Annotated in this window: 18 protein-coding genes; 3 read left to right on the top strand and 15 right to left on the bottom strand. The window is 54.0% G+C overall.

What is annotated here, in order from left to right:
- The 9 genes from pabC to yceD form a co-directional block, all read right to left on the bottom strand.
- On the bottom strand, positions 1-810 hold the full coding sequence (gene pabC, locus WB371_RS18090) for an aminodeoxychorismate lyase (RefSeq protein ID WP_336221416.1): 810 nt from the start codon (positions 808-810) through the stop codon (positions 1-3).
- 118 nt (positions 811-928) lie between these two features.
- Complete coding sequence (fabF, locus tag WB371_RS18085; RefSeq protein ID WP_336221415.1) at positions 929-2,170, bottom strand: beta-ketoacyl-ACP synthase II; 1,242 nt, start codon at positions 2,168-2,170, stop codon at positions 929-931.
- A gap of 86 nt (positions 2,171-2,256) precedes the next feature.
- On the bottom strand, positions 2,257-2,493 hold the full coding sequence (acpP, locus tag WB371_RS18080) for an acyl carrier protein (RefSeq protein WP_000103754.1): 237 nt from the start codon (positions 2,491-2,493) through the stop codon (positions 2,257-2,259).
- A gap of 277 nt (positions 2,494-2,770) precedes the next feature.
- A complete protein-coding gene (gene fabG, locus WB371_RS18075; RefSeq protein ID WP_336221413.1) occupies positions 2,771-3,505 on the bottom strand; it encodes a 3-oxoacyl-ACP reductase FabG in 735 nt (244 codons plus the stop codon).
- Between the two features lie 12 nt (positions 3,506-3,517).
- A complete protein-coding gene (gene fabD, locus WB371_RS18070; RefSeq protein WP_336221412.1) occupies positions 3,518-4,447 on the bottom strand; it encodes an ACP S-malonyltransferase in 930 nt (309 codons plus the stop codon).
- A 15-nt stretch (positions 4,448-4,462) separates the two neighbouring features.
- The gene (fabH, locus tag WB371_RS18065; protein WP_336221411.1) at positions 4,463-5,416 is read right to left on the bottom strand and encodes a beta-ketoacyl-ACP synthase III; all 954 of its coding nucleotides are present in this window, start codon (positions 5,414-5,416) and stop codon (positions 4,463-4,465) included.
- Positions 5,417-5,493: 77 nt separating this feature from the next.
- The gene (plsX, locus tag WB371_RS18060) at positions 5,494-6,570 is read right to left on the bottom strand and encodes a phosphate acyltransferase PlsX (protein ID WP_336221410.1); all 1,077 of its coding nucleotides are present in this window, start codon (positions 6,568-6,570) and stop codon (positions 5,494-5,496) included.
- An 80-nt stretch (positions 6,571-6,650) separates the two neighbouring features.
- Positions 6,651-6,824, bottom strand: coding sequence for a 50S ribosomal protein L32 (rpmF, locus tag WB371_RS18055; protein ID WP_000290727.1), 174 nt, complete (start codon positions 6,822-6,824; stop codon positions 6,651-6,653).
- A 16-nt stretch (positions 6,825-6,840) separates the two neighbouring features.
- Positions 6,841-7,362, bottom strand: coding sequence for a 23S rRNA accumulation protein YceD (gene yceD / locus WB371_RS18050; RefSeq protein WP_336221409.1), 522 nt, complete (start codon positions 7,360-7,362; stop codon positions 6,841-6,843).
- 196 nt (positions 7,363-7,558) lie between these two features.
- Between yceD and WB371_RS18045 the strand changes: the two genes are divergently transcribed.
- On the top strand, positions 7,559-8,143 hold the full coding sequence (locus WB371_RS18045; protein WP_336221408.1) for a nucleoside triphosphate pyrophosphatase: 585 nt from the start codon (positions 7,559-7,561) through the stop codon (positions 8,141-8,143).
- A gap of 49 nt (positions 8,144-8,192) precedes the next feature.
- Here WB371_RS18045 and rluC read toward each other — a convergent pair whose 3' ends face one another.
- Positions 8,193-9,149: a 23S rRNA pseudouridine(955/2504/2580) synthase RluC gene (gene rluC, locus WB371_RS18040; protein WP_336221407.1), complete on the bottom strand. Its 957-nt coding sequence runs from the start codon at positions 9,147-9,149 to the stop codon at positions 8,193-8,195.
- Positions 9,150-9,721: 572 nt separating this feature from the next.
- On the opposite strand from rluC, the gene rne reads away from it, so the two are divergent.
- Positions 9,722-12,934: a ribonuclease E gene (gene rne / locus WB371_RS18035; RefSeq protein WP_336221406.1), complete on the top strand. Its 3,213-nt coding sequence runs from the start codon at positions 9,722-9,724 to the stop codon at positions 12,932-12,934.
- Between the two features lie 39 nt (positions 12,935-12,973).
- On the opposite strand, the gene WB371_RS18030 is transcribed toward rne, so the two are convergent.
- Positions 12,974-13,909, bottom strand: a complete 936-nt coding sequence (locus tag WB371_RS18030) for a LysR family transcriptional regulator (protein WP_336221405.1) — start codon at positions 13,907-13,909, stop codon at positions 12,974-12,976.
- A 110-nt stretch (positions 13,910-14,019) separates the two neighbouring features.
- Between WB371_RS18030 and WB371_RS18025 the strand changes: the two genes are divergently transcribed.
- Positions 14,020-15,213 carry an MFS transporter gene (locus WB371_RS18025; protein WP_336221404.1) on the top strand — a complete coding sequence of 398 codons (1,194 nt, stop codon included), beginning with the start codon at positions 14,020-14,022 and terminating at the stop codon, positions 15,211-15,213.
- Positions 15,214-15,296: 83 nt separating this feature from the next.
- Here WB371_RS18025 and flgL read toward each other — a convergent pair whose 3' ends face one another.
- From flgL to WB371_RS18005, 4 genes are all read right to left on the bottom strand, one after another.
- Positions 15,297-16,250, bottom strand: coding sequence for a flagellar hook-associated protein FlgL (gene flgL, locus WB371_RS18020; protein ID WP_336221403.1), 954 nt, complete (start codon positions 16,248-16,250; stop codon positions 15,297-15,299).
- Between the two features lie 14 nt (positions 16,251-16,264).
- The gene (gene flgK / locus WB371_RS18015) at positions 16,265-17,905 is read right to left on the bottom strand and encodes a flagellar hook-associated protein FlgK (protein ID WP_336221402.1); all 1,641 of its coding nucleotides are present in this window, start codon (positions 17,903-17,905) and stop codon (positions 16,265-16,267) included.
- Between the two features lie 65 nt (positions 17,906-17,970).
- Positions 17,971-18,921 carry a flagellar assembly peptidoglycan hydrolase FlgJ gene (gene flgJ / locus WB371_RS18010; protein ID WP_336221401.1) on the bottom strand — a complete coding sequence of 317 codons (951 nt, stop codon included), beginning with the start codon at positions 18,919-18,921 and terminating at the stop codon, positions 17,971-17,973.
- Positions 18,921-20,018, bottom strand: a complete 1,098-nt coding sequence (locus WB371_RS18005; protein WP_336221400.1) for a flagellar basal body P-ring protein FlgI — start codon at positions 20,016-20,018, stop codon at positions 18,921-18,923. The genes flgJ and WB371_RS18005 overlap by 1 nt, the downstream gene beginning before the upstream one ends.
- Between the last annotated feature and the right edge of the window lie 11 nt (positions 20,019-20,029).

Genomic DNA, 20,029 nt, shown 5'->3' with positions numbered 1-20,029 from the left:
CTAATTCAGACGCTCACACAATGGGGCCAGAAACTCAAATAATGCGCGAGAAGAAAATGTGTTAGCGCCATACGCTCGAACGGGAAGGACCGGCATCAGCGCATTACAGACGACCATTTCGTCAACATGCTGTAACTCTTCTTCACGGGCATGAGTTTCGACAACCTGAAAAGACGATTGTGCCAGTTGCCGTAAACAGAATTGTCGCATTATACCGTTCACCCCGGCCAGATCGAGTCGCGGCGTGTAAACCACATTACCTTTTCGCCAGAACAAATTAGCCGCACAGCATTCCGTAACCCAACCCTCACTGTCAAGGACCAGCGCCTCATCTGCGTTTGTCTGTTCAAGATACGCGCGGATCAAAACCTGTTCGAGGCGATTCAAATGCTTGATTCCGGCGAGTTGCGGATTACGTCCCAGACGCACCGGACTTAACGCAAGGGTAACCCCCTGCTCACGCCAGCGGTCATACTGCTGCGGATATGCGGACACAGTGAGAATTCGGGTTGGCTCATGGCAGAGTGACGGGCTGTATCCACGTCCCCCACTGCCACGGCTGATAATGACCTTTAACACTCCGCGCGAATGCTCCACAGCCAGAGCGGTCATTTCCTGTTCAAGCGTACCCCAGTCCTCAAAAGGTATCAGCAATGCTACGCAGGCATCCTGTAACCGCCGGAGATGAGAGGGTAAATGACTCACTTTGCCGTCGATGATTCGGGCTGTAGTAAAGCAGCCATCGCCAAACTGAATTGCCCGATCGCTTGCGGGAAGCGTTTCCTGTTCACGGCCATTTATCAAGAACATGGTGGCTCCTTATGGGTGGCCCGTTAGTGTGGCAGGATGAATGGCGCAGGACAAGGGAAGAACTCGCAATAAAAAAGGTCCGACAAGCGGACCTTTTCAGCATGATACAGAACGTCGGTTAGATCTTTTTAAAGATCAACGAACCGTTGGTACCACCAAAGCCGAACGAGTTACACAACGTGTACTCCATTCCGCTGACCTGACGAGCTTCATGAGGAACGAAGTCCAGATCGCAACCTTCATCCGGATTATCCAGGTTGATGGTTGGCGGAATAGCCTGATCGCGCAGAGCAAGGATAGAGAAAATAGACTCTACCGCGCCTGCTGCGCCCAGCAAGTGACCAGTCATTGATTTGGTGGAGCTCACCAACACACGGCTTGCCGCGTCGCCGAAGACAGATTTCACGGCCTGCGCTTCTGCTTTATCGCCTGCCGGAGTCGACGTACCGTGGGCGTTCACATAACCAATCTGACCGGGTTCAATCGCCGCATCACGCAGCGCGTTGACCATTGCCAGCGCTGCGCCAGCGCCGTTTTCAGGCGGAGACGTCATGTGATAAGCATCGCTACTCATCCCGAAACCAACAACTTCGGCATAAATTTTCGCGCCACGCGCTTTGGCATGTTCGTACTCTTCCAGTACCACCATGCCAGCACCGTCACCCAGCACAAAGCCGTCACGTTCTTTGTCCCATGGGCGGCTCGCCGCTTGCGGGTTTTCATTGCGTGTTGACAGCGCACGTGCTGCGCCGAAACCACCCACGCCCAGCGGCGTACTGGCTTTTTCAGCACCGCCCGCGACCATCGCGTCCGCATCACCGTATGCAATGATACGTGCAGCATGACCGATATTATGCACGCCTGATGTACAGGCGGTCGCGATAGAGATGCTGGGCCCACGCAGGCCGTACATGATGGTCAGGTGACCTGCCACCATGTTAACAATCGTCGACGGAACGAAGAATGGGCTGATCTTACGCGGTCCACCGTTCACCAGGGAACTGTGGTTTTCTTCGATCAGTCCGAGACCGCCAATACCGGAGCCAATCGCGGCGCCAATACGGGATGCGTTCTCTTCCGTTATTTCAAGGCCAGAATCCTGCATGGCCTGAACGCCAGCGACAATTCCATATTGAATGAAGGCATCCATCTTGCGCTGTTCTTTACGCGAGATAATGTCATCACAGTTAAAATCCTTTACTAAGCCAGCAAATTTGGTTGCGTAGGCGCTAGTATCGAAATGGTCGATCAGGCTGATGCCACTCTGACCGGCAAGAAGAGCTTTCCAGGTAGACTCTACGGTATTGCCGACAGGAGACAACATGCCCAGTCCGGTCACAACTACACGACGCTTAGACACGTTTGTCCTCCAGGGAGGGAAAATTGATTCAAGTGGGACAAAAAGATAAAACTCAGGCGGTCGAATGACCGCCTGGAGATGTTCACTTACGCCTGGTGGCCGTTGATGTAATCAATGGCAGCCTGAACGGTGGTGATTTTCTCAGCTTCTTCGTCCGGAATCTCAGTATCAAACTCTTCTTCCAGAGCCATTACCAGCTCAACGGTGTCAAGAGAATCTGCGCCCAGGTCTTCAACGAAAGAAGCATTGTTGGTCACTTCTTCCTGCTTAACGCCCAGCTGTTCGCCGATAATTTTCTTAACGCGTTCTTCGATAGTGCTCATACTCTTAAATTTCCTATCAAAACTCGCTTTCGCGATGGTTTTCGTAGTGTATAAAATGTTGAAAAATTTGCAACTAAATCCCGGCAGGTCTTACCACGATTTTACGTTATTTTGAGGCCAAGCCCTACAATAACGCAAATATTTTTCTACGCGTCATCCTTCAAATTGTCTCTGTGTTGGCTGCGTCCTCAATGCCTGGTCACATAGTCATCTATGCTCACAGGCTTTTCGGTCTTGTCGCCTTGATACAATTTGGATGATTTTGCGTATCTCGTGGTTAAACCATATACATCCCGCCGTTGACGTGCAAAGTTTCACCAGTGATGTAACCCGCTTCGTCAGAGGCTAAAAATGCAACCGCGCTGGCGATTTCTTTTGGGGAACCTAAGCGACCCGCAGGAACAGCCGCCAGCGTACCCGCACGCTGTTCTTCAGTCAGCGCACGCGTCATGTCCGTTTCAATAAAGCCCGGAGCAACAACGTTTACAGTAATACCGCGGGACGCAACTTCACGCGCCAGCGATTTACTGAAGCCGATCAGACCTGCTTTCGCCGCAGCGTAGTTGGTCTGACCCGCATTTCCCATGGTACCAACCACAGAACCGACAGTGATAATACGTCCATGACGCTTTTTCATCATAGCGCGCATTACCGCTTTTGACAGGCGGAAAACAGATGAAAGATTGGTTTCGAGAATATCGTTCCATTCGTCATCTTTCATTCGCATCAGCAGATTATCACGTGTGATACCGGCATTATTGACCAGGATATCGACTTCACCAAATTCTGCGCGAATTTTTTCCAGAACAGATTCAATAGATGCCGGATCGGTCACATTCAACATCAGACCTTTACCGTTGGCACCTAAATAATCACTAATGGCCTGAGCGCCATTCTCACTGGTCGCCGTACCGATAACGGTCGCGCCACGGGCAACGAGCGTCTCTGCAATGGCGCGGCCAATACCGCGGCTTGCACCGGTAACCAGCGCGATTTTTCCTTCAAAACTCATGGTTTTCCTCTTTTATTGCTCAAGCGCCGCAGACATCGCCGCCGGTTCGTTAAGCGCCGACGCCGTCAGGGTATCAACAATACGTTTCGTCAGACCCGTAAGGACTTTGCCTGGGCCGACTTCATACAAATGTTCGACACCCTGAGCCGCCATAAATTCGACACTTTTCGTCCATTGCACAGGACTATATAACTGACGCACCAGCGCGTCGCGAATCGCATCCGCGTCGATCTCACACTTAACATCAACGTTGTTGATAACCGGTATCATCGGCGCGTTAAAGGGTATTTTCGCTAATTCGACCGCCAGTTTTTCGGCCGCAGGCTTCATCAGCGCACAATGGGACGGCACACTGACCGGCAGTGGCAACGCACGTTTCGCGCCAGCAGCTTTACAGGCGGCGCCCGCACGTTCGACAGCCTCTTTGTGCCCGGCAATGACCACTTGTCCCGGAGAGTTAAAGTTCACCGGAGAAACCACCTGGCCTTCTGCCGCTTCTTCACAGGCTTTTGCAATGGAGGCATCGTCAAGACCGATAATGGCTGACATGCCGCCTGTTCCTTCCGGAACAGCTTCCTGCATGAATTTACCACGCAGTTCCACCAGACGCACCGCATCGGCAAAATTAATCACGCCAGCACAAACCAGCGCAGAGTATTCACCCAGGCTGTGGCCCGCCATCAGCGCAGGCGCTTTACCGCCCTGCTGCTGCCAGACGCGATACAAAGCAACTGATGCCGCTAACAGCGCAGGCTGCGTCTGCCAGGTCTTGTTCAGTTCTTCAGCCGGTCCCTGCTGGGTCAGCGCCCACAGGTCATAACCCAGCGCAGCAGAAGCTTCTGCAAAGGTCTCTTCTACGATAGGGTAGCTTGCCGCCATATCAGCCAGCATTCCCACCGTCTGGGAACCCTGTCCAGGGAACACAAATGCAAATTGCGTCATGTTTAAATCCTTATACTAGAAACGAACCAGCGCGGAGCCCCAGGTGAATCCACCGCCAAAGGCTTCAAGCAACACAAGCTGACCTTCTTTGATACGCCCGTCACGCACGGCTTCATCCAGCGCACACGGAACGGAGGCCGCAGACGTGTTGCCGTGTCTGTCCAGTGTCACCACCACATTGTCCATCGACATGCCCAGTTTTTTAGCTGTCGCGCTGATGATGCGCAGGTTAGCCTGGTGCGGAACCAGCCAGTCAAGTTCTGAACGATCCAGATTATTGGCCGCCAGCGTCTCATCAACGATATGCGCCAGTTCGGTGACAGCCACTTTGAACACTTCGTTACCAGCCATCGTCAGATGAATCGGATTTTCCGGATTCACGCGATCGGCATTCGGCAGTGTGAGCAGTTCGCCATAGCTACCGTCGGCATGCAAATGCGTCGAGATGATGCCCGGTTTATCGGAGGCGCTCAGTACCACTGCGCCTGCACCATCACCAAAAATAATGATGGTTCCGCGATCGCTCGGATCGCAGGTACGCGCCAGTACATCAGAACCAATAACCAGCGCGTGTTTTACTGCACCGGATTTGACGTACATATCGGCAACGCTTAACGCGTAAGTAAAGCCCGCACACGCCGCTGCGACGTCAAACGCCGGGCAGCCTTTAATGCCCAGCATGCTCTGAATCTGGCACGCTGCGCTCGGGAAAGCATGTGTTGCTGAGGTGGTCGCAACCACAATCAAGCCAATCTGATCTTTATCAATGCCCGCCATTTCCAGCGCGCGTTGGGCGGCGGCAAATCCCATCGTTGAGACGGTTTCATTTGGCGCAGCAATATGGCGTTCACGGATACCTGTACGGGTGACAATCCACTCGTCAGACGTATCGACCATTTTTTCCAGATCGGCGTTAGTCCGCACCTGTTCAGGCAGATAGCTGCCAGTACCAATAATCTTCGTATACATGTACGCTCAGTCACTTTTCGGTTATATACCGCTTGTCACAACGGCTAAGAGGCTGGGGCCGTCTCACCACACCGTAATCATTGTGGTTGCGATACGTCGCCATTGCCAGCATCCAGCAGTGTAAATCCAGCTGGGTATACAGATTCCAGGCGAGCGGCAATTCGCTGAGGAACTTGTCGCTGCACCGCCTGCACTGCCTGTTCAATCGCGACGGTAAACGCTCGCTGATTGGCCGCACCATGGCTTTTAATCACCGTGCCACGCAATCCTAACAGACAGGCGCCATTATACTGGTCGGGGTTGAGGTGACTGAATCGCCTCGTCAGGCTTTTTTGCAACCAACGTTTTAATATCAGCAGCCACCACGACCGTTTTTTACCCTCACCCTGAGATTTCAGCAGCGAAAGGAACATTCTGACAACACCTTCCATCGTCTTTAATGTGACATTGCCTGTGAAACCATCACATACCAGAACATCTGTTTTTCCCGTCAACAGTTCGTTGGCTTCAAGATAGCCGATGTAATTGACAGAAGGCGTTGCTTTTAGCACCACAGAGGCATCACGAATACTGTCGAGACCCTTCGTTTCTTCTTCACCGATATTGAGCAGAGCCACGCGAGGGTTACTGATTCCAACCACTTCTTCCGCAAGCACTGACCCCATTATGGCAAATTGCACCAGCATCTTGCTGTCGCAATCGACATTCGCCCCTAAATCGAGGACGACCGTCTTCCCTTTCTGCTGATGTGGCAAAACCGTCACCAGCGCAGGACGCTCAATACCCTCCAGCGGTTTGAGCAGTAATTTCGCAAGTCCCATGAGCGCCCCGGTATTCCCGGCGCTGACACAGGCTTGTGCTCGCCCTTCTTTCACGAGTTCCAGCGCCACACGCATAGAGGTTCCACGGCTGGCGCGGATTGCCTGCGAGGGGCGGGCATCACTGGCGATAACTGACTGTGCAGGAATAATCTGCAGACGCGAACGTTGTTCAAAGTCAGCTTTAGCAAGTAATGGCGTGATTGTATCGGGATCCCCGACTAAAAGAAGTGTGAGTTGTGAATTAGAATTCAGTGCCTGCAGTGCTGCAGGCACTGTCACGGAAGGGCCAAAATCTCCCCCCATGACATCTAACGCCAGGGTTAGACGTGTCAAGGTATCTTCGCCGCCTGGTTTGGTAATTCCCCGCGTGAACGGGGAAGTTCCTCACTAAGCTTCATCACGCAAACGCGTGATTACTTAGCGATTACCTTGCGGCCACGGTAGTAACCGTCGGCAGTGATGTGGTGACGCAGGTGTTTTTCACCAGACGTTTTGTCTACAGACAGGCTGGTGACTGCGGTCAGAGCGTCATGAGAACGACGCATGCCACGTTTGGAACGGGTTGGTTTATTCTGTTGTACGGCCATGGACCTTACTCCTCAATTACTTACGCTTTAAGCTGGCTAATACGGCAAATGGGTTTGGTTTTTGCGCTTCATCAGGCAGTTCCCCAAAGACCATGTCCGCCTCGGACACTTCACAGTGTTCAGAATCATGCACCGGAACTACAGGCAAGGAGAGGATAATTTCATCTTCAACCATTGCAAGCAGATCGATTTCACCGAATTCGTTAACCTCAATCGGCTCATACGCTTCCGGGAGTGCTTCAGCCTGTTCGTCAGAACGGACCGGACTGAAACAATACGTTGTGTGAACATGATGAGGAAACGGCTTCCCGCAGCGCTGACACTCGAGCGTTACCGTAACCTTCGCATCGCCTGTAATTACAGCAAGACGTTGGTTATCGATGGCGAACGACATGTTGCATTCCACATCACTGTCCACACTGACTACAGAACCGGCGACGCGCTCTACGAGATCAGAAGTATAGATACCTTCGTAATCGAGGCGTTTTTGAGCCGTACGAACCGGATCAAGAGTCAGGGGTAATTTTACCTTTTGCATAGGGCGCGCATATTAACTTTGTAACGTCATAGAGTCAAAGAAAAAGGCAGCCTGCGGTTGCCTTTTGCCAATAATTCGCACACATTGCGGTTTACAGACTTATTTTCGCTCAGGAGACGCCATGCGGCACACCTGAAAGACGAAGAGCATAGTTTAAAATGGCTCTCATCATTACGCTATATCTGGTGGAAAAAATATGCCGAATCTCATTCTCGCCTCCACATCCCCCTGGCGCCGCGCCCTGCTGGAAAAACTGGCGATACCGTTTGAATGTGCGGCCCCTGAGGTAGACGAAACACCGTTGCCCGCAGAGAGCCCTCGCCACTTAGTCAACCGTCTGGCGCAAGAGAAAGCGCAATCGCTGGCACACCGTTTTCCTGCACATCTTATTATTGGTTCCGACCAGGTGTGTGTCCTCGACGGGGAAATAACCGGTAAACCATTAACGGAAGAGAAAGCCTGTGAGCAGTTGGCCAAAGCCAGCGGCAATATCATTACTTTCTATACGGGACTGGCGCTGTATAACTCCGCAAGCGGACATCTGCAAACCGAGGTGGAGCCGTTTGACGTGCATTTTCGCCATCTCAGCGAAACGGAGATCAGCGATTACGTTCGCAAAGAGCGACCACTGCACTGTGCCGGCAGTTTTAAAAGCGAAGGATTGGGGATTGCGCTTTTTGAACGTCTGGAAGGTCGTGACCCGAACACACTCATTGGTCTGCCACTGATTGCGCTATGCCAGATGTTACGTCGCGAAGAGATGAACCCGTTAATGGCGTAGCCATCGTCGTTATTCAGGCCTGCTAAAAGGCAGGCCTGAAAAATCGCCCTCAGCCTGCGTTTTTACGCAGTAGCTGCAAACAATGCCTGAGCTGATCGTCCATCGGCGCTTCAATGCGCAGTACTTCACCGGTTCCAGGATGGGTAAATTTCAGCGCCGCCGCGTGCAGGAACAGACGCGATAAACCGGTTCCCGCCAGTTGCTTATCAAATTCACGGTCGCCATAACGATCGTCAAAAGCGATAGGATGCCCGGCATACTGGGTGTGTACGCGAATCTGATGCGTACGCCCGGTGACAGGACTACAACGCACCAGCGTAGCGAAGGCGTAACGCTCCTCCACCTTAAAGCGCGTTTCCGATGGTTTGCCTTCCTGATTCACCCGCACGATACGCTCGCCACTTTGCAGGATATTCTTCAATAGCGGTGCCTGTACGGTTTTGACATGCGACTGCCACTGTCCACGGACCAGCGCGAGATAATCTTTTTGCATCCCTTTCTCGCGCAATTGCTCGTGTAGCGAACGCAGCGCCGAACGTTTTTTCGCCACCAACAACACGCCAGAGGTATCACGATCGAGACGGTGAACCAGCTCAAGAAAACGGGCTTCCGGGCGCAGCGCGCGCAACCCTTCAATCACCCCAAAGCTTAAACCACTGCCGCCATGCACCGCCGTACCCGACGGTTTGTTCAGCACCAGGATGTGATCGTCCTCATAAAGGATAACCTCTGCCAGCGCAGCCACTTTTTGCAGATGTGGCGACACCGCCTCTTCTTCCCGTTCGGCAACACGAACCGGCGGAATACGCACTTCATCGCCCGCTTCCAGTTTATATTCTGGTTTGATGCGTTTTTTGTTCACCCGCACTTCGCCTTTACGCAAAATGCGATAAATCATACTTTTCGGTACGCCTTTAAGCTGCGTACGCAAAAAGTTATCGATGCGTTGCCCCGCTTCGTCAGCAGCAATAGCAACAATTCTTACGGATGGAGTCTCTGTTTTCATGGGCGCCGATTCTAAATAGCCATACCGATTAGCGCCACTCATTTTTCTGTGCTTATATTTATCTTTATCCTCCGTCAGTCACATCTTTCATGGTTGATTTGATGGTTATTAAACCAATCAGCATCGATAAGTGAAAAAACTGTGAGTAAGCGGGTGATAAAAGGTAAAAGTCATCTTGCTATAACAAGGTTAGCAGTGGAATAATGTAACCGTTTCCGTGTCAAATCTTGTTAAAACAAGGAATTTTACGGAAAAACCCATTTTGTCCGGACGATCATCCACGCAGCAATGGCGTAAGACGTATTGATCTTTCAGACAGTTAGCGGGCTGCGGGTTGCAGTCCTTACCGGTAGTTCGGATCTTCTCTGGAGAGTAATACCCAGGCGGTTCCCCTGATAATTGCGCTGTGTTTCCGTATGAAATACAGGCAACCGACACTTTGCGCCTCTTTGAGCTGACGATAACCGTGAGGTTGGCGACGCGAATAGACACGAGGCCATCGGTTCATACCCGGAAAGGCATTACTCTGCCCGTAGCTTAGTCGTCAATGTAAGAATAATGAGTAAGTTACGATGAAAAGAATGTTAATCAACGCAACTCAGCAGGAAGAGTTGCGTGTTGCCCTGGTAGATGGGCAGCGTCTGTACGACCTGGATATCGAAAGTCCAGGGCATGAGCAGAAAAAAGCAAACATCTATAAAGGCAAAATTACCCGTATTGAACCAAGTCTGGAAGCGGCTTTTGTTGATTACGGCGCTGAACGTCACGGATTCCTCCCGTTAAAAGAAATTGCCCGCGAATATTTCCCCGCCAATTACAACGCTCATGGTCGTCCAAACATCAAAGATGTGCTGCGCGAAGGCCAGGAAGTGATTGTTCAGATTGATAAAGAAGAACGCGGCAATAAAGGCGCTGCACTGACCACCTTTATCAGCCTGGCGGGGAGCTATCTGGTTCTGATGCCAAACAACCCGCGTGCGGGCGGCATCTCCCGTCGCATTGAAGGCGACGATCGCACCGAACTGAAAGAAGCGCTGGCAAGTCTGGAACTGCCTGATGGCATGGGGCTTATCGTGCGTACCGCGGGCGTCGGCAAATCTGCCGAAGCGCTGCAATGGGACTTAAGCTTCCGCCTGAAGCACTGGGAAGCCATTCAGAAAGCCGCGGAAAGCCGCCCTGCTCCCTTCCTGATCCACCAGGAGAGCAACGTGATTGTTCGCGCCTTCCGCGACTATCTTCGTCAGGATATTGGTGAAATCCTCATCGATAACCCGAAAGTGCTTGAACTGGCGCGCCAGCATATCGCGGCGTTAGGTCGCCCGGATTTCAGCAGCAAAATTAAACTGTATACCGGTGAAATCCCGCTGTTCAGTCACTATCAGATTGAATCGCAGATTGAATCCGCCTTCCAGCGTGAAGTGCGCCTGCCTTCCGGCGGCTCGATTGTTATCGACAGCACCGAAGCGTTAACTGCGATCGACATCAACTCCGCACGGGCCACCCGCGGCGGCGATATTGAAGAAACCGCGTTTAACACCAACCTGGAAGCGGCCGATGAGATTGCTCGCCAGTTGCGTTTACGTGACCTCGGCGGTCTGATTGTTATCGATTTCATTGATATGACGCCGGTACGTCACCAGCGTGCGGTGGAAAACCGTCTGCGTGAAGCAGTCCGTCAGGATCGTGCGCGTATCCAGATTAGTCATATTTCACGCTTCGGTCTGCTGGAAATGTCCCGTCAGCGCCTGAGCCCGTCGCTGGGTGAGTCCAGCCATCACGTCTGCCCGCGCTGTAGCGGTACCGGCACCGTACGTGATAACGAATCGCTGTCTCTGTCTATTCTGCGCCTGATTGAAGAAGAAGCGCTGAAAGAAAACACGAAGGAAGTACATGCGATTGTCCCCGTGCCAATCGCGTCCTATCTGCTCAACGAAAAACGCATGGCAGTCAATGCCATCGAAGCGCGTCAGGATGGCGTGCGCTGTGTGATCGTGCCAAACGATCAGATGGAAACGCCGCACTACTCCGTTCTGCGTGTACGTAAAGGCGAAGAGACGTCAACCCTGAGCTATATGCTGCCGAAGCTGCATGAAGAGGCTATGGCGTTACCGTCAGAAGAAGAGTTCGCCGAGCGTAAACTGCCTGAGCAGCCCGCTCTTGCGACGTTCGCTATGCCGGAAGTTCCGCCAGCCCCTGCAACAGCCGAACCTGCTGTGAAAGCTGCGCCGTCGAAAGCCGCCGCAGCCTCTGCGACGCCTGCGGAACCGGGCCTGTTAAGCCGTTTCCTGGGGGCGTTGAAATCGCTGTTTAGTGGAAGCGAAGAAGCGAAGCCCGCAGAGCAACCAGCGCCGAAAGCCGCAGAAAAACCGGAGCGCCAGCAGGATCGCCGCAAACGTCAGAACAACCGCCGCGACCGTAACGATCGTAGTGAACGCCGTGACAACCGTGATAACCGTGGTGACCGCCCGGAGAACGGTGAAAACCGTGACGAAAACCGCCGTAACCGCCGTCAGTCTCAACAGAATACTGAGAGTCGTGATAATCGTCAGCAATCCACTGATGTAGCGGATAAGGCGAAATCCGGCGACGAACAGCAGCAACCGCGTCGCGAGCGTAATCGCCGTCGCAGCGAAGACAAACGTCAGGCGCAGCAGGAAGTGAAGGCGCTGAATATTGACGAGCAACCGAGCCAGGAAACGGAGCAGGAAGAGCGCGTTCGTCAGCCTCAGACGCGCCGTAAACAGCGCCAGTTGAACCAGAAAGTGCGTTACAACGAGAATGCCTCTGAAGTGGACGCTGTCACCGTCGTGGCCGCTGAAGCGAGCGATGCTGCACCGGTTGTTGAACAGACGGTTACCACGCAAAGCACTGAACTGGCGAAAGTGCCACTGCCGGTCGTCACCGAGACGGCCTCTGAGCAGGAAGACAATGGTGAAGCACGTGACAACGGCGGTATGCCGCGTCGCTCTCGTCGTTCCCCACGTCACCTGCGCGTGAGCGGTCAGCGCCGCCGTCGTTACCGTGACGAGCGTTACCCGCTGCAGTCGCCCATGCCACTGACGGTTGCCTGTGCATCACCAGAAATGGCTTCCGGTAAAGTGTGGATCCGCTATCCGGTTGTCCGTCCTCAGGATGTGCAGCCAGAAGAGCAGATCGTCGAAGAGATTCAGACGCCGTCCGTTGTGACTGAGCCGCAAGCACTGGTTGCCGCAGTTGAAACGGTTGCAAGTGAATCGGTTATTGAAACACCGGTTGAAGTGATTGCAGAAGCACCGGTTCAGGTTGAAGACATTGTCGAAACCACACATCCGAAAGTGATTGCCGCCCCGGTTGATGAACAGCCGCAGGTGATTGCGAAAGCAGATGTCCCGGTTGCCGAGGAGATCAGCACCCAGGCAGAGCCTGTTGCGCAAACGTCAGAAACGACGCCAGCAGTTGAAGAGGTTGCTGAAGTCGTGGCGGTTGAGCCTGAAGTGGTTGCAGAATCCGTTGCAGAACCCGTTGTTGTCGAAGAGGCTGTTGCGCCTGCGCACGTCGCGGCACCGGTTGCAGCGGAGACGGTTGCCAATATCGTCACACCTGTCGCAGCAGAAGTGGTCGTCGGACACAGCCACGCAACGGCACCGATGACACGTGCGCCAGCGCCGGAATATGTGCCGGAAACGCCACGCCACAGTGACTGGCAGCGCCCTGCCTTTGCCTTTGACGGTAAAGGCGCAGCAGGCGGTCACAGTGCGACGCATCATGCGTCTGCGGAACCGACCCGTCCTCAGTCTGTGGAATAACACCGACTGACGCATAAGCCGACCTTCGGGTCGGCTTTTTTATTCCTCTTTCGGCCGTCGCATTCCCGCCAGTTCAGGCATTACCGCTTTCATCAGTTCCAGAAACTTACGCAAGCGCGTGGGGTAGTAACGCGCCCACGGATAAACCAAGTGTACCGGCAGCGGCGCGGCCTGCCAGTCAGGAACTAACTCAACCAGCCGCCCTTGCGCGATATCATCAGACACCGTCCAGGTGGATACTATTGCGGCACCCAGTCCCGCCAGAGCGGCATTACGTGCAACATAAATACTGTCTGTGCTCAGACGTGGTGTAATCGCCAGGGTTACCGGTTCGCGGCTGTGCTGATGCGTCAACGAAACGTTGTGCTGATAAAAGGTATTCACCGCTATCCAGGGAAGCGCTGAGAGTTGTACTGGCTCGGTTATCTCTGGCAAACCTGCCAGCAGATCAGGCGTCGCCACGACGCTGCGGGGCACTTCAGCCAGTAACACTGAAACCGTCGCCGGGTCGACTTCCGCCCCCACCCGAATTGCGCAATCAATATTATCGCTGAGAAAATCGACCGTTTTATCGTTTAGCATCCACTCCACTGACAGGCTGGGATAACGCGCTAAAAATTGCAGCAACGGTGGAAGGAGTTGCTGCTGACCAAAGGCATGTGGCGCTCGCACGCGCAGCGTACCAACAGGCTCATCCTCCGCGACGTTGAGGCCGTCTTCCAGCGCCAGCCAGGCATCAATAATGTGTTTAGCATGGTGATAGCCGCGTTCGCCGTCATCCGTGAGTTTCATGGCATGGGTGGTGCGCAAGATCAGTTTCACCCCCAGCATGGCTTCCAGTGATTGCAAGCGACGGCTAATCGTTGCCTGTGTGGTTTTCAACTGTCCGGCAGCGGCAGACAGCGACCCCGCCTCCACGATGCGAACAAAAGTCCGCATCAGCTCCACCCTGTCTATACGCTCAGTTCTTATCATTCACAAAATGCTCATACGTGTTACGTATAATTGTTTTACCACACCGCCATCTACCCGGTAAGCGCCCGACAGAGAAAAATAGCCTCACACCTTTGATTGAGGATTTCTGAATGAACACACCGTCTCGTGGGCTGATCTTTATTCTGGCACTGGGCGCAGGCTTCAGCGTAGCCGCCATCTATTACGTCCAGCCGCTGTTACCGTTAATGGGGCAGGATGTAGGCCTGAGTATGACGGGTATGGGCCTGGTACCGACATTAACGCAGGCTGGCTATGCCTTAGGTATTTTATTTTTGCTGCCGCTCGGAGACCGCTACGACCGTCGCACGCTCATTCTGGTAAAGAGCGCAGCGCTCGCCCTGCTATTGCTTGCCTGTAGCCTCACCACGCAGTTGCACTCCCTGCTGACAGTAAGTTTGCTGCTGGGAATGGCCGCCACGATGGCGCAGGATATTGTCCCCGCAGCGGCGATTCTTGCCCCGCAAGGCAAACAGGGGAAAACCGTCGGCACCGTGATGACCGGGCTGTTGTTGGGCATTTTGCTTTCGCGTACGGTGAGTGGACTGATTGGGGAAGCCTTTGGCTGGCGGGAAATGTATCAACTGGCGGCGGTGAGTATCGCTCTGGCTGGCGGGTTACTCTGGAAAGCACTGCCGTCCTTTGGCGCGCATTCCCCCCTGAGCTATCCCGCGCTGATGATGACGATGGCGCAGTTATGGCGTCGCTATCCGACACTTCGCCGCGCCGCGCTGGCTCAGGGGTTTCTCTCGGTCTCATTCAGTGCATTCTGGTCAACGCTTGCCGTCATGCTTGCAGAACATTATCAGATGGGTAGCGCGGCAGCAGGCGCCTTTGGCATCGCCGGGGCGGCAGGGGCACTGGCGGCACCGCTGGCGGGTCATCTGGCGGATAAAGTGGGTGCAGAAAAAGTGACACAACTGGGCGCGTTACTGGTTACCCTCTCCTTTGCGCTGATGTTTCTGTTACCCACCCTGCCCGTTCAGGGACAATGGCTGCTGATTGCCCTCTCGGCGATAGGTTTCGACCTGGGGCTGCAATCCAGCCTCGTGGCGCACCAGAATCTGGTTTACAGTCTGGAGCCACAGGCCAGAGGACGCCTTAACGCCCTGTTGTTTACGGTGGTATTTATCGGTATGGCATCAGGGTCGATGCTGGGCAGCCAGGTCTACGCAGTGGCGGACTGGGAAGGCGTGGTTGCACTTTCCACTCTCGGCGGGATCATTGCACTGATTATCCGGCTTACAGGGAAACGCCAGCCTGCAACCCGGCAAATCAGCGCGTAAAGGACAAAAAAATGCCCGCTCCGGGGTGAGATGGAGCGGGCAGACAAAACATACCCAGTTTCATGATATGTTTCAAAACGGTATTAACGGTTAAGCTGGAACAGCGACATCCCCTGCATATCCGTAAACGCTTTGTACGAGGCCTGTAACGCCGCCTGCTGCATAACATAAGACGAAATCGCTGCGTTCCAGTCCACATCAACCAGTTGGCTCATCTGATCGGTTTGTCCCAGGGCGCGTTCACTGCCCAGAGAGTCAAGCGCACTCAGCTCACTTAATTGCGTTCCCAGTTCCGCACGCACGCTCAGCACATTGTTCAGGGAGTTTCTCAACCCACGGTTGGTTTTTTCCATCACCTCTTTCGCATCGGCTTTCAGCGTTTCGTCATCACCCACCGGCAATTTCAGCGACGCAATCGCCGTATCCAGCATTTTGAACAAACTGGTTTCCGACGGATCGCCATTGGGTTCAGGGACTGCATTACTGGTGATGGTATTGAAGATTTTATCGCCAGTATGACCAATCACCATGGTACGCGATGCATCCACCTGTTGAGTGATACTTTCCGAACCACCATTGTAAGTCCCGTCAGCCTGAGCGAACGGCGGCGTCTCGGTTTTGTAACCGGCAAAAATATAGCGGTTATTACCATCAGTGCTGTTTGCAAGGTTCATCAACTGATCGCGAATCCCCTGTAAATCGGTCGCCAGTGAGGCGCGATCGTCATCACTTAAGGTTCCGTTGACAGCATTGATGATTTTTCCCTGGGCGCTCTGGATGGCCGTCGTTACCTGATTCAGCACATTCTCTTCCAGCGATACCTTTTGTGTGGCAAACGTCCGGGCCAGTGCAAACTGGCTGTTCTGCGCCTGCGCCTGTGAAAGCACCACCGCCTGAGAGGCTGCAATCGGATCGTCGGACGGGTTGATCACCCGTTTACCCGTCGACATCTGTTCGCCATATTTCATCCACTCAGCCTGGGAACTGGTAATTCCACTCATATTCTGCTGGTACATCATTTGGGTACTGATACGCATCGTTGTCTGCTCCCTTAGCGAATACTCAACAGTGCATCAAACAGCGAACTGGCGGTTTGCAGGACCTGGGCATTGGCAAGGTAATACTGTTGGAAACGCTGCAAATTGCCGTACTCTTCGTCAAGGTTAACACCGGAAATAGACTGCTGTTGATTGGTCAACTGCTTCACCACGTTACTCTGGGTGTTACTGCTGGTTTTCAGCGTCGCCGTTTTGCTCCCCACATCGCTCACCAGCGTGGCATAAGCATCGTTAAAGGACTTTGAGCCGCCGACCGTGGTGTTATCTTTTTGCAGATCCAGCAGTGCCTGTCCATTGCGGTTATCACTCGCGCCAGCCGTTGCATCCTTTGCCATCGCGATTTGCGATTCATTGGTGACCTCAACGCCCATATTGATAATGGCGTTACTGACGGGTTTTAAGGTAAAACTGTCGTTTTTCGCCGCCCCCGCGCCCACCGTCACTTCCAGCCCGTCAAAGGTCAGTTTTCCGCCGCTTTCGGTGGCTTCAAAACGGGTATTGTCGGCCAGACGGGTGATCTGCCATTTTGCGCCGTCGTACACCATGGTGTAATCCGTCGCCTGCACCACAGAGGCATCCGTCACCGTTGCAGCCGGCGTCGCCGAACCGGTATTTTTGCCATTTTTAAGCACGGCCGGACTGCCGACACTAAAGAAATCGACATCTGTTTTTCCATCCGCATCGTAGCCTTGTCTGTGCTGCTGGTTAAATGCGTCGGCAAAAGCCAGCGCCAGTTGGCCCAGCGTGTTGCGCGTCTGGTCCAGTTCCTGTGAACGGAACGTCAACAAGCCGCCGAGTGAGCCGGTGGTAAGCAGTTTTTCTGGTATTTCTATATTCCCGGCGACCGGGTCGGCATACGCCACAGTCGTACGGGAAGGATCGGCCTGAGAAGGTACAGCGGCTAACTGGCGTGCGTTGCTGCCCTGCACCAGCGAATAACCGTTTGCCATCGTGATGTTATACGTGCCGCCATCCTGAACGCTTACTTCCACACCGACGATTTTGTTCAGCTCGCTCACCAGTTGGTCACGCTGATCGAGCAAATCGTTTGGCGACGCACCGGCCCCCACGCCTGTCAAACGCGAAATCTGATCGTTCAGACTGGCAATTTGCTTACTGTAGTTATTAATCTGGTCAACGCTTGCGCCAATCGCGATATTGACCTGTTTGTCCTGATCGCGAAGGTACTGATCGGTGGTTTTAAACTGATTGACCAGACCGTTGGCTTTGCCAATCAGCGTCTGGCGTGCTGCCGGGTCCTCTGCGTTACTCACCAGCGTTTGCAGGCTGGTAAAAAAGTCCTGCATTGAGGTCGAGACCGAACTGGTTTTGCTCGCCAGCAGGTTATCAATTTTAGACATTTGCTCGTAACGGGTTGTCAGACCGCTACTCTGATTTTGCGCCGCACGCAGTTGATTCGTAATAAACGCATCGTATTCACGCTGTACGCCCGATACGTAAACCCCATTGCCTACCCAACCGCCGGCCCCCAGCGTGCTATTGGCTTGCGCCATAATGGTCGTCTGACGGGTATAGCCCGCAACGTTGTAGCTGGAAATGTTGTTACTGGCAGTATTCAGCGCCGCCTGGGCCGCACTCAGCCCGCTCATGGCGTTATTAATCAAGCTGGACATGGAGGTTCCTTTTAATCCTGGAGTTACAAAGCATTATCGGCAGCAGGTCGCGGGACTTGAGCCATTTAGAAGAGATTATCGAGACGGGTGCTATACGCGTCGCTCACCTTCTCACTCATCGACTTCAGTTGCTGGATCATACTGGTCAATTTGCGGGCATAATTCGGATCGGTGGCATAGCCTGCGCTCTGCAACGCCTGCGCTCCCTGCTCTGCCGTTGCCGCAGTAGTCACCGCGGCATAGCGCGGATTGCGGGTCAACACGCTGACGTAATCTGACAACGCCTCCAGATACGAACTGTAAACGCGGAATTTGGCTTTCACCTTCTTCGCCTCGCCGTTTTCAAATTCAGTGGTGGTGATCTCCGTTACCGGCCCTTTCCAGTTAGCCGACGCCTTCACCCCGAACAGGTTGAAACTGGGCTCGCCATTTTCACGGCGAATTTGCCGCTGGCCCCAGCCGGACTCCAGCGCGGCCTGCGCCAAAATAAGATGATGCGGCACACCGCTTTTCTCACTCGCCAGACGAGCGGGTAGCGACAGTTGCGCCAGGAAGTCCTTACTGTCTCCGGACAGCGGCTCGTCATTGCTCTGCGCTGTTTTAGGCAGCGCTTTGCGCACCAGTTGCGTCAGCGCCTGATTTTGATAGCTGGTCACCGTTTCCAGTGGAAACTTCATCGGCACCTGAGCCGACTCTTCCGTTGGTTGCGCCAGCCCTTGCGTCATCTGTTTCACCATCATTTCCGCCAGCCCCAGTCCTTTACCGGCGGTCATCTGTTGAGCAATCTGCTGGTCATACATGCTGGTATAGAGCCGCGTCTGGCTGCTGCTGAAAACGCCGTCTTTCGGCAGCGCTTCACGCATGCTTTTCAACATCATTTGCACGAACATCCCTTCCACCTGGCGGGCCACCGGCCGAATGTTCGCCGCCGGATCCTGGCCCGCTTTGGCTTTCAGTTCATTCAGCGATTGCGCGTCCCAGGCGGCGCTCGCCATCAGCTTGCTGTCGCTAATCATCAGATGATTTCCAGTTTGGCGCGCAGGCAACCCGCGCTCTGCATGGATTGCAGGATTGACATCAGATCCATCGGCGTTGCGCCCAGCGCGTTCAGCGCGCGCACCACGTTATTCAGATTGGCGCTTGAACGGACGCTTTGCAGCGAGCCTCCGCTCTGGCGGAGATCGATCTGCGTCTGTGGCGTCACCACCGTCTGACCGCCGCCAAAAGGCGTATCCGGTTGGCTGACGTTCGCCTGCCGGTTCACCGTGACAGAGAGGTTACCCTGCGCCACAGCGCAACTGTCCAGCGTCACCTCGCGGTTCATCACCACCGAACCAGTACGCGAGTTGATCACCACTTTCGCATCCTGTGGCGTGACGTTGACTTCCATATTCTGGATATCGGCCAGGAAACGAACCTGGGAACTATTACCGCTTGGTACACGCACCTGAATCGTTCGCGCGTCCAGTGCCGTCGCGCTGCCAAAACCCCGCGCCCGGTTGATGGTATCGGCAATCTGCTGCGCCATCGTGAAGTCTTCATTATTCAGTTGCAGGTTGAGGGTATTACCTGCGCCAAACTGGCTGGGAAGTTCACGCTCGATGATCGCGCCGTTGGTAATGCGCCCACCGTTTAGCTGATTCACCTGCACGCTACTGCCGCCCGCTGATGCGCCCGCGCCGCCGACTAAAATGTTCCCTTGCGCCAGCGCGTACACCTGACTATCAACGCCTTTCAGGGGCGTCATCAACAGCGTGCCGCCACGCAGACTTTTGGCGTTCCCCATTGACGACACCACCACGTCAATGGTTTGCCCCTGACGGCCAAAAGCCGGAAATGACGCAGTGACCATCACCGCCGCCACGTTTTTCAATTGCATGTTCGTTCCGGTTGGCACCGTGATGCCAAGCTGCGACAACATGTTATTCAGCGTTTGCGTGGTAAAAGGTGTCTGGGTGGTCTGGTCCCCCGTCCCGTCCAGCCCGACGACCAGACCGTAACCAATCAGCGAGTTTTCACGCACGCCCTGGACGCTGGTAAGATCGCGAATACGATCGGCATGGGCCAGCGCGCCGGCGAGGACCAGAACCAGTCCAATGACATATTTAAACATGGAAGACCTCG

The organism is Citrobacter amalonaticus (assembly GCF_037053465.1).
GTDB classification, from domain to species: Bacteria; Pseudomonadota; Gammaproteobacteria; order Enterobacterales; family Enterobacteriaceae; genus Citrobacter_A; species Citrobacter_A amalonaticus_H.
The sequence above is the reverse complement of the archived record's forward strand: the minus strand, read 5'-3'. Positions and strand labels throughout refer to the sequence as shown.

What these genes read in the sequence shown, in the direction of transcription:
- pabC (WP_336221416.1), bottom strand. Translation starts at nt 810, where the DNA reads ATGTTCTTGATAAATGGCCGTGAACAGGAAACGCTTCCCGCAAGCGAT.
- acpP (WP_000103754.1), bottom strand. Translation starts at nt 2,493, where the DNA reads ATGAGCACTATCGAAGAACGCGTTAAGAAAATTATCGGCGAACAGCTG.
- fabG (WP_336221413.1), bottom strand. Translation starts at nt 3,505, where the DNA reads ATGAGTTTTGAAGGAAAAATCGCGCTGGTTACCGGTGCAAGCCGCGGT.
- fabD (WP_336221412.1), bottom strand. Translation starts at nt 4,447, where the DNA reads ATGACGCAATTTGCATTTGTGTTCCCTGGACAGGGTTCCCAGACGGTG.
- fabH (WP_336221411.1), bottom strand. Translation starts at nt 5,416, where the DNA reads ATGTATACGAAGATTATTGGTACTGGCAGCTATCTGCCTGAACAGGTG.
- rpmF (WP_000290727.1), bottom strand. Translation starts at nt 6,824, where the DNA reads ATGGCCGTACAACAGAATAAACCAACCCGTTCCAAACGTGGCATGCGT.
- yceD (WP_336221409.1), bottom strand. Translation starts at nt 7,362, where the DNA reads ATGCAAAAGGTAAAATTACCCCTGACTCTTGATCCGGTTCGTACGGCT.
- WB371_RS18045 (WP_336221408.1), top strand. Translation starts at nt 7,559, where the DNA reads ATGCCGAATCTCATTCTCGCCTCCACATCCCCCTGGCGCCGCGCCCTG.
- rluC (WP_336221407.1), bottom strand. Translation starts at nt 9,149, where the DNA reads ATGAAAACAGAGACTCCATCCGTAAGAATTGTTGCTATTGCTGCTGAC.
- rne (WP_336221406.1), top strand. Translation starts at nt 9,722, where the DNA reads ATGAAAAGAATGTTAATCAACGCAACTCAGCAGGAAGAGTTGCGTGTT.
- WB371_RS18030 (WP_336221405.1), bottom strand. Translation starts at nt 13,909, where the DNA reads ATGATAAGAACTGAGCGTATAGACAGGGTGGAGCTGATGCGGACTTTT.
- WB371_RS18025 (WP_336221404.1), top strand. Translation starts at nt 14,020, where the DNA reads ATGAACACACCGTCTCGTGGGCTGATCTTTATTCTGGCACTGGGCGCA.
- flgL (WP_336221403.1), bottom strand. Translation starts at nt 16,250, where the DNA reads ATGCGTATCAGTACCCAAATGATGTACCAGCAGAATATGAGTGGAATT.
- flgK (WP_336221402.1), bottom strand. Translation starts at nt 17,905, where the DNA reads ATGTCCAGCTTGATTAATAACGCCATGAGCGGGCTGAGTGCGGCCCAG.
- flgJ (WP_336221401.1), bottom strand. Translation starts at nt 18,921, where the DNA reads ATGATTAGCGACAGCAAGCTGATGGCGAGCGCCGCCTGGGACGCGCAA.
- WB371_RS18005 (WP_336221400.1), bottom strand. Translation starts at nt 20,018, where the DNA reads ATGTTTAAATATGTCATTGGACTGGTTCTGGTCCTCGCCGGCGCGCTG.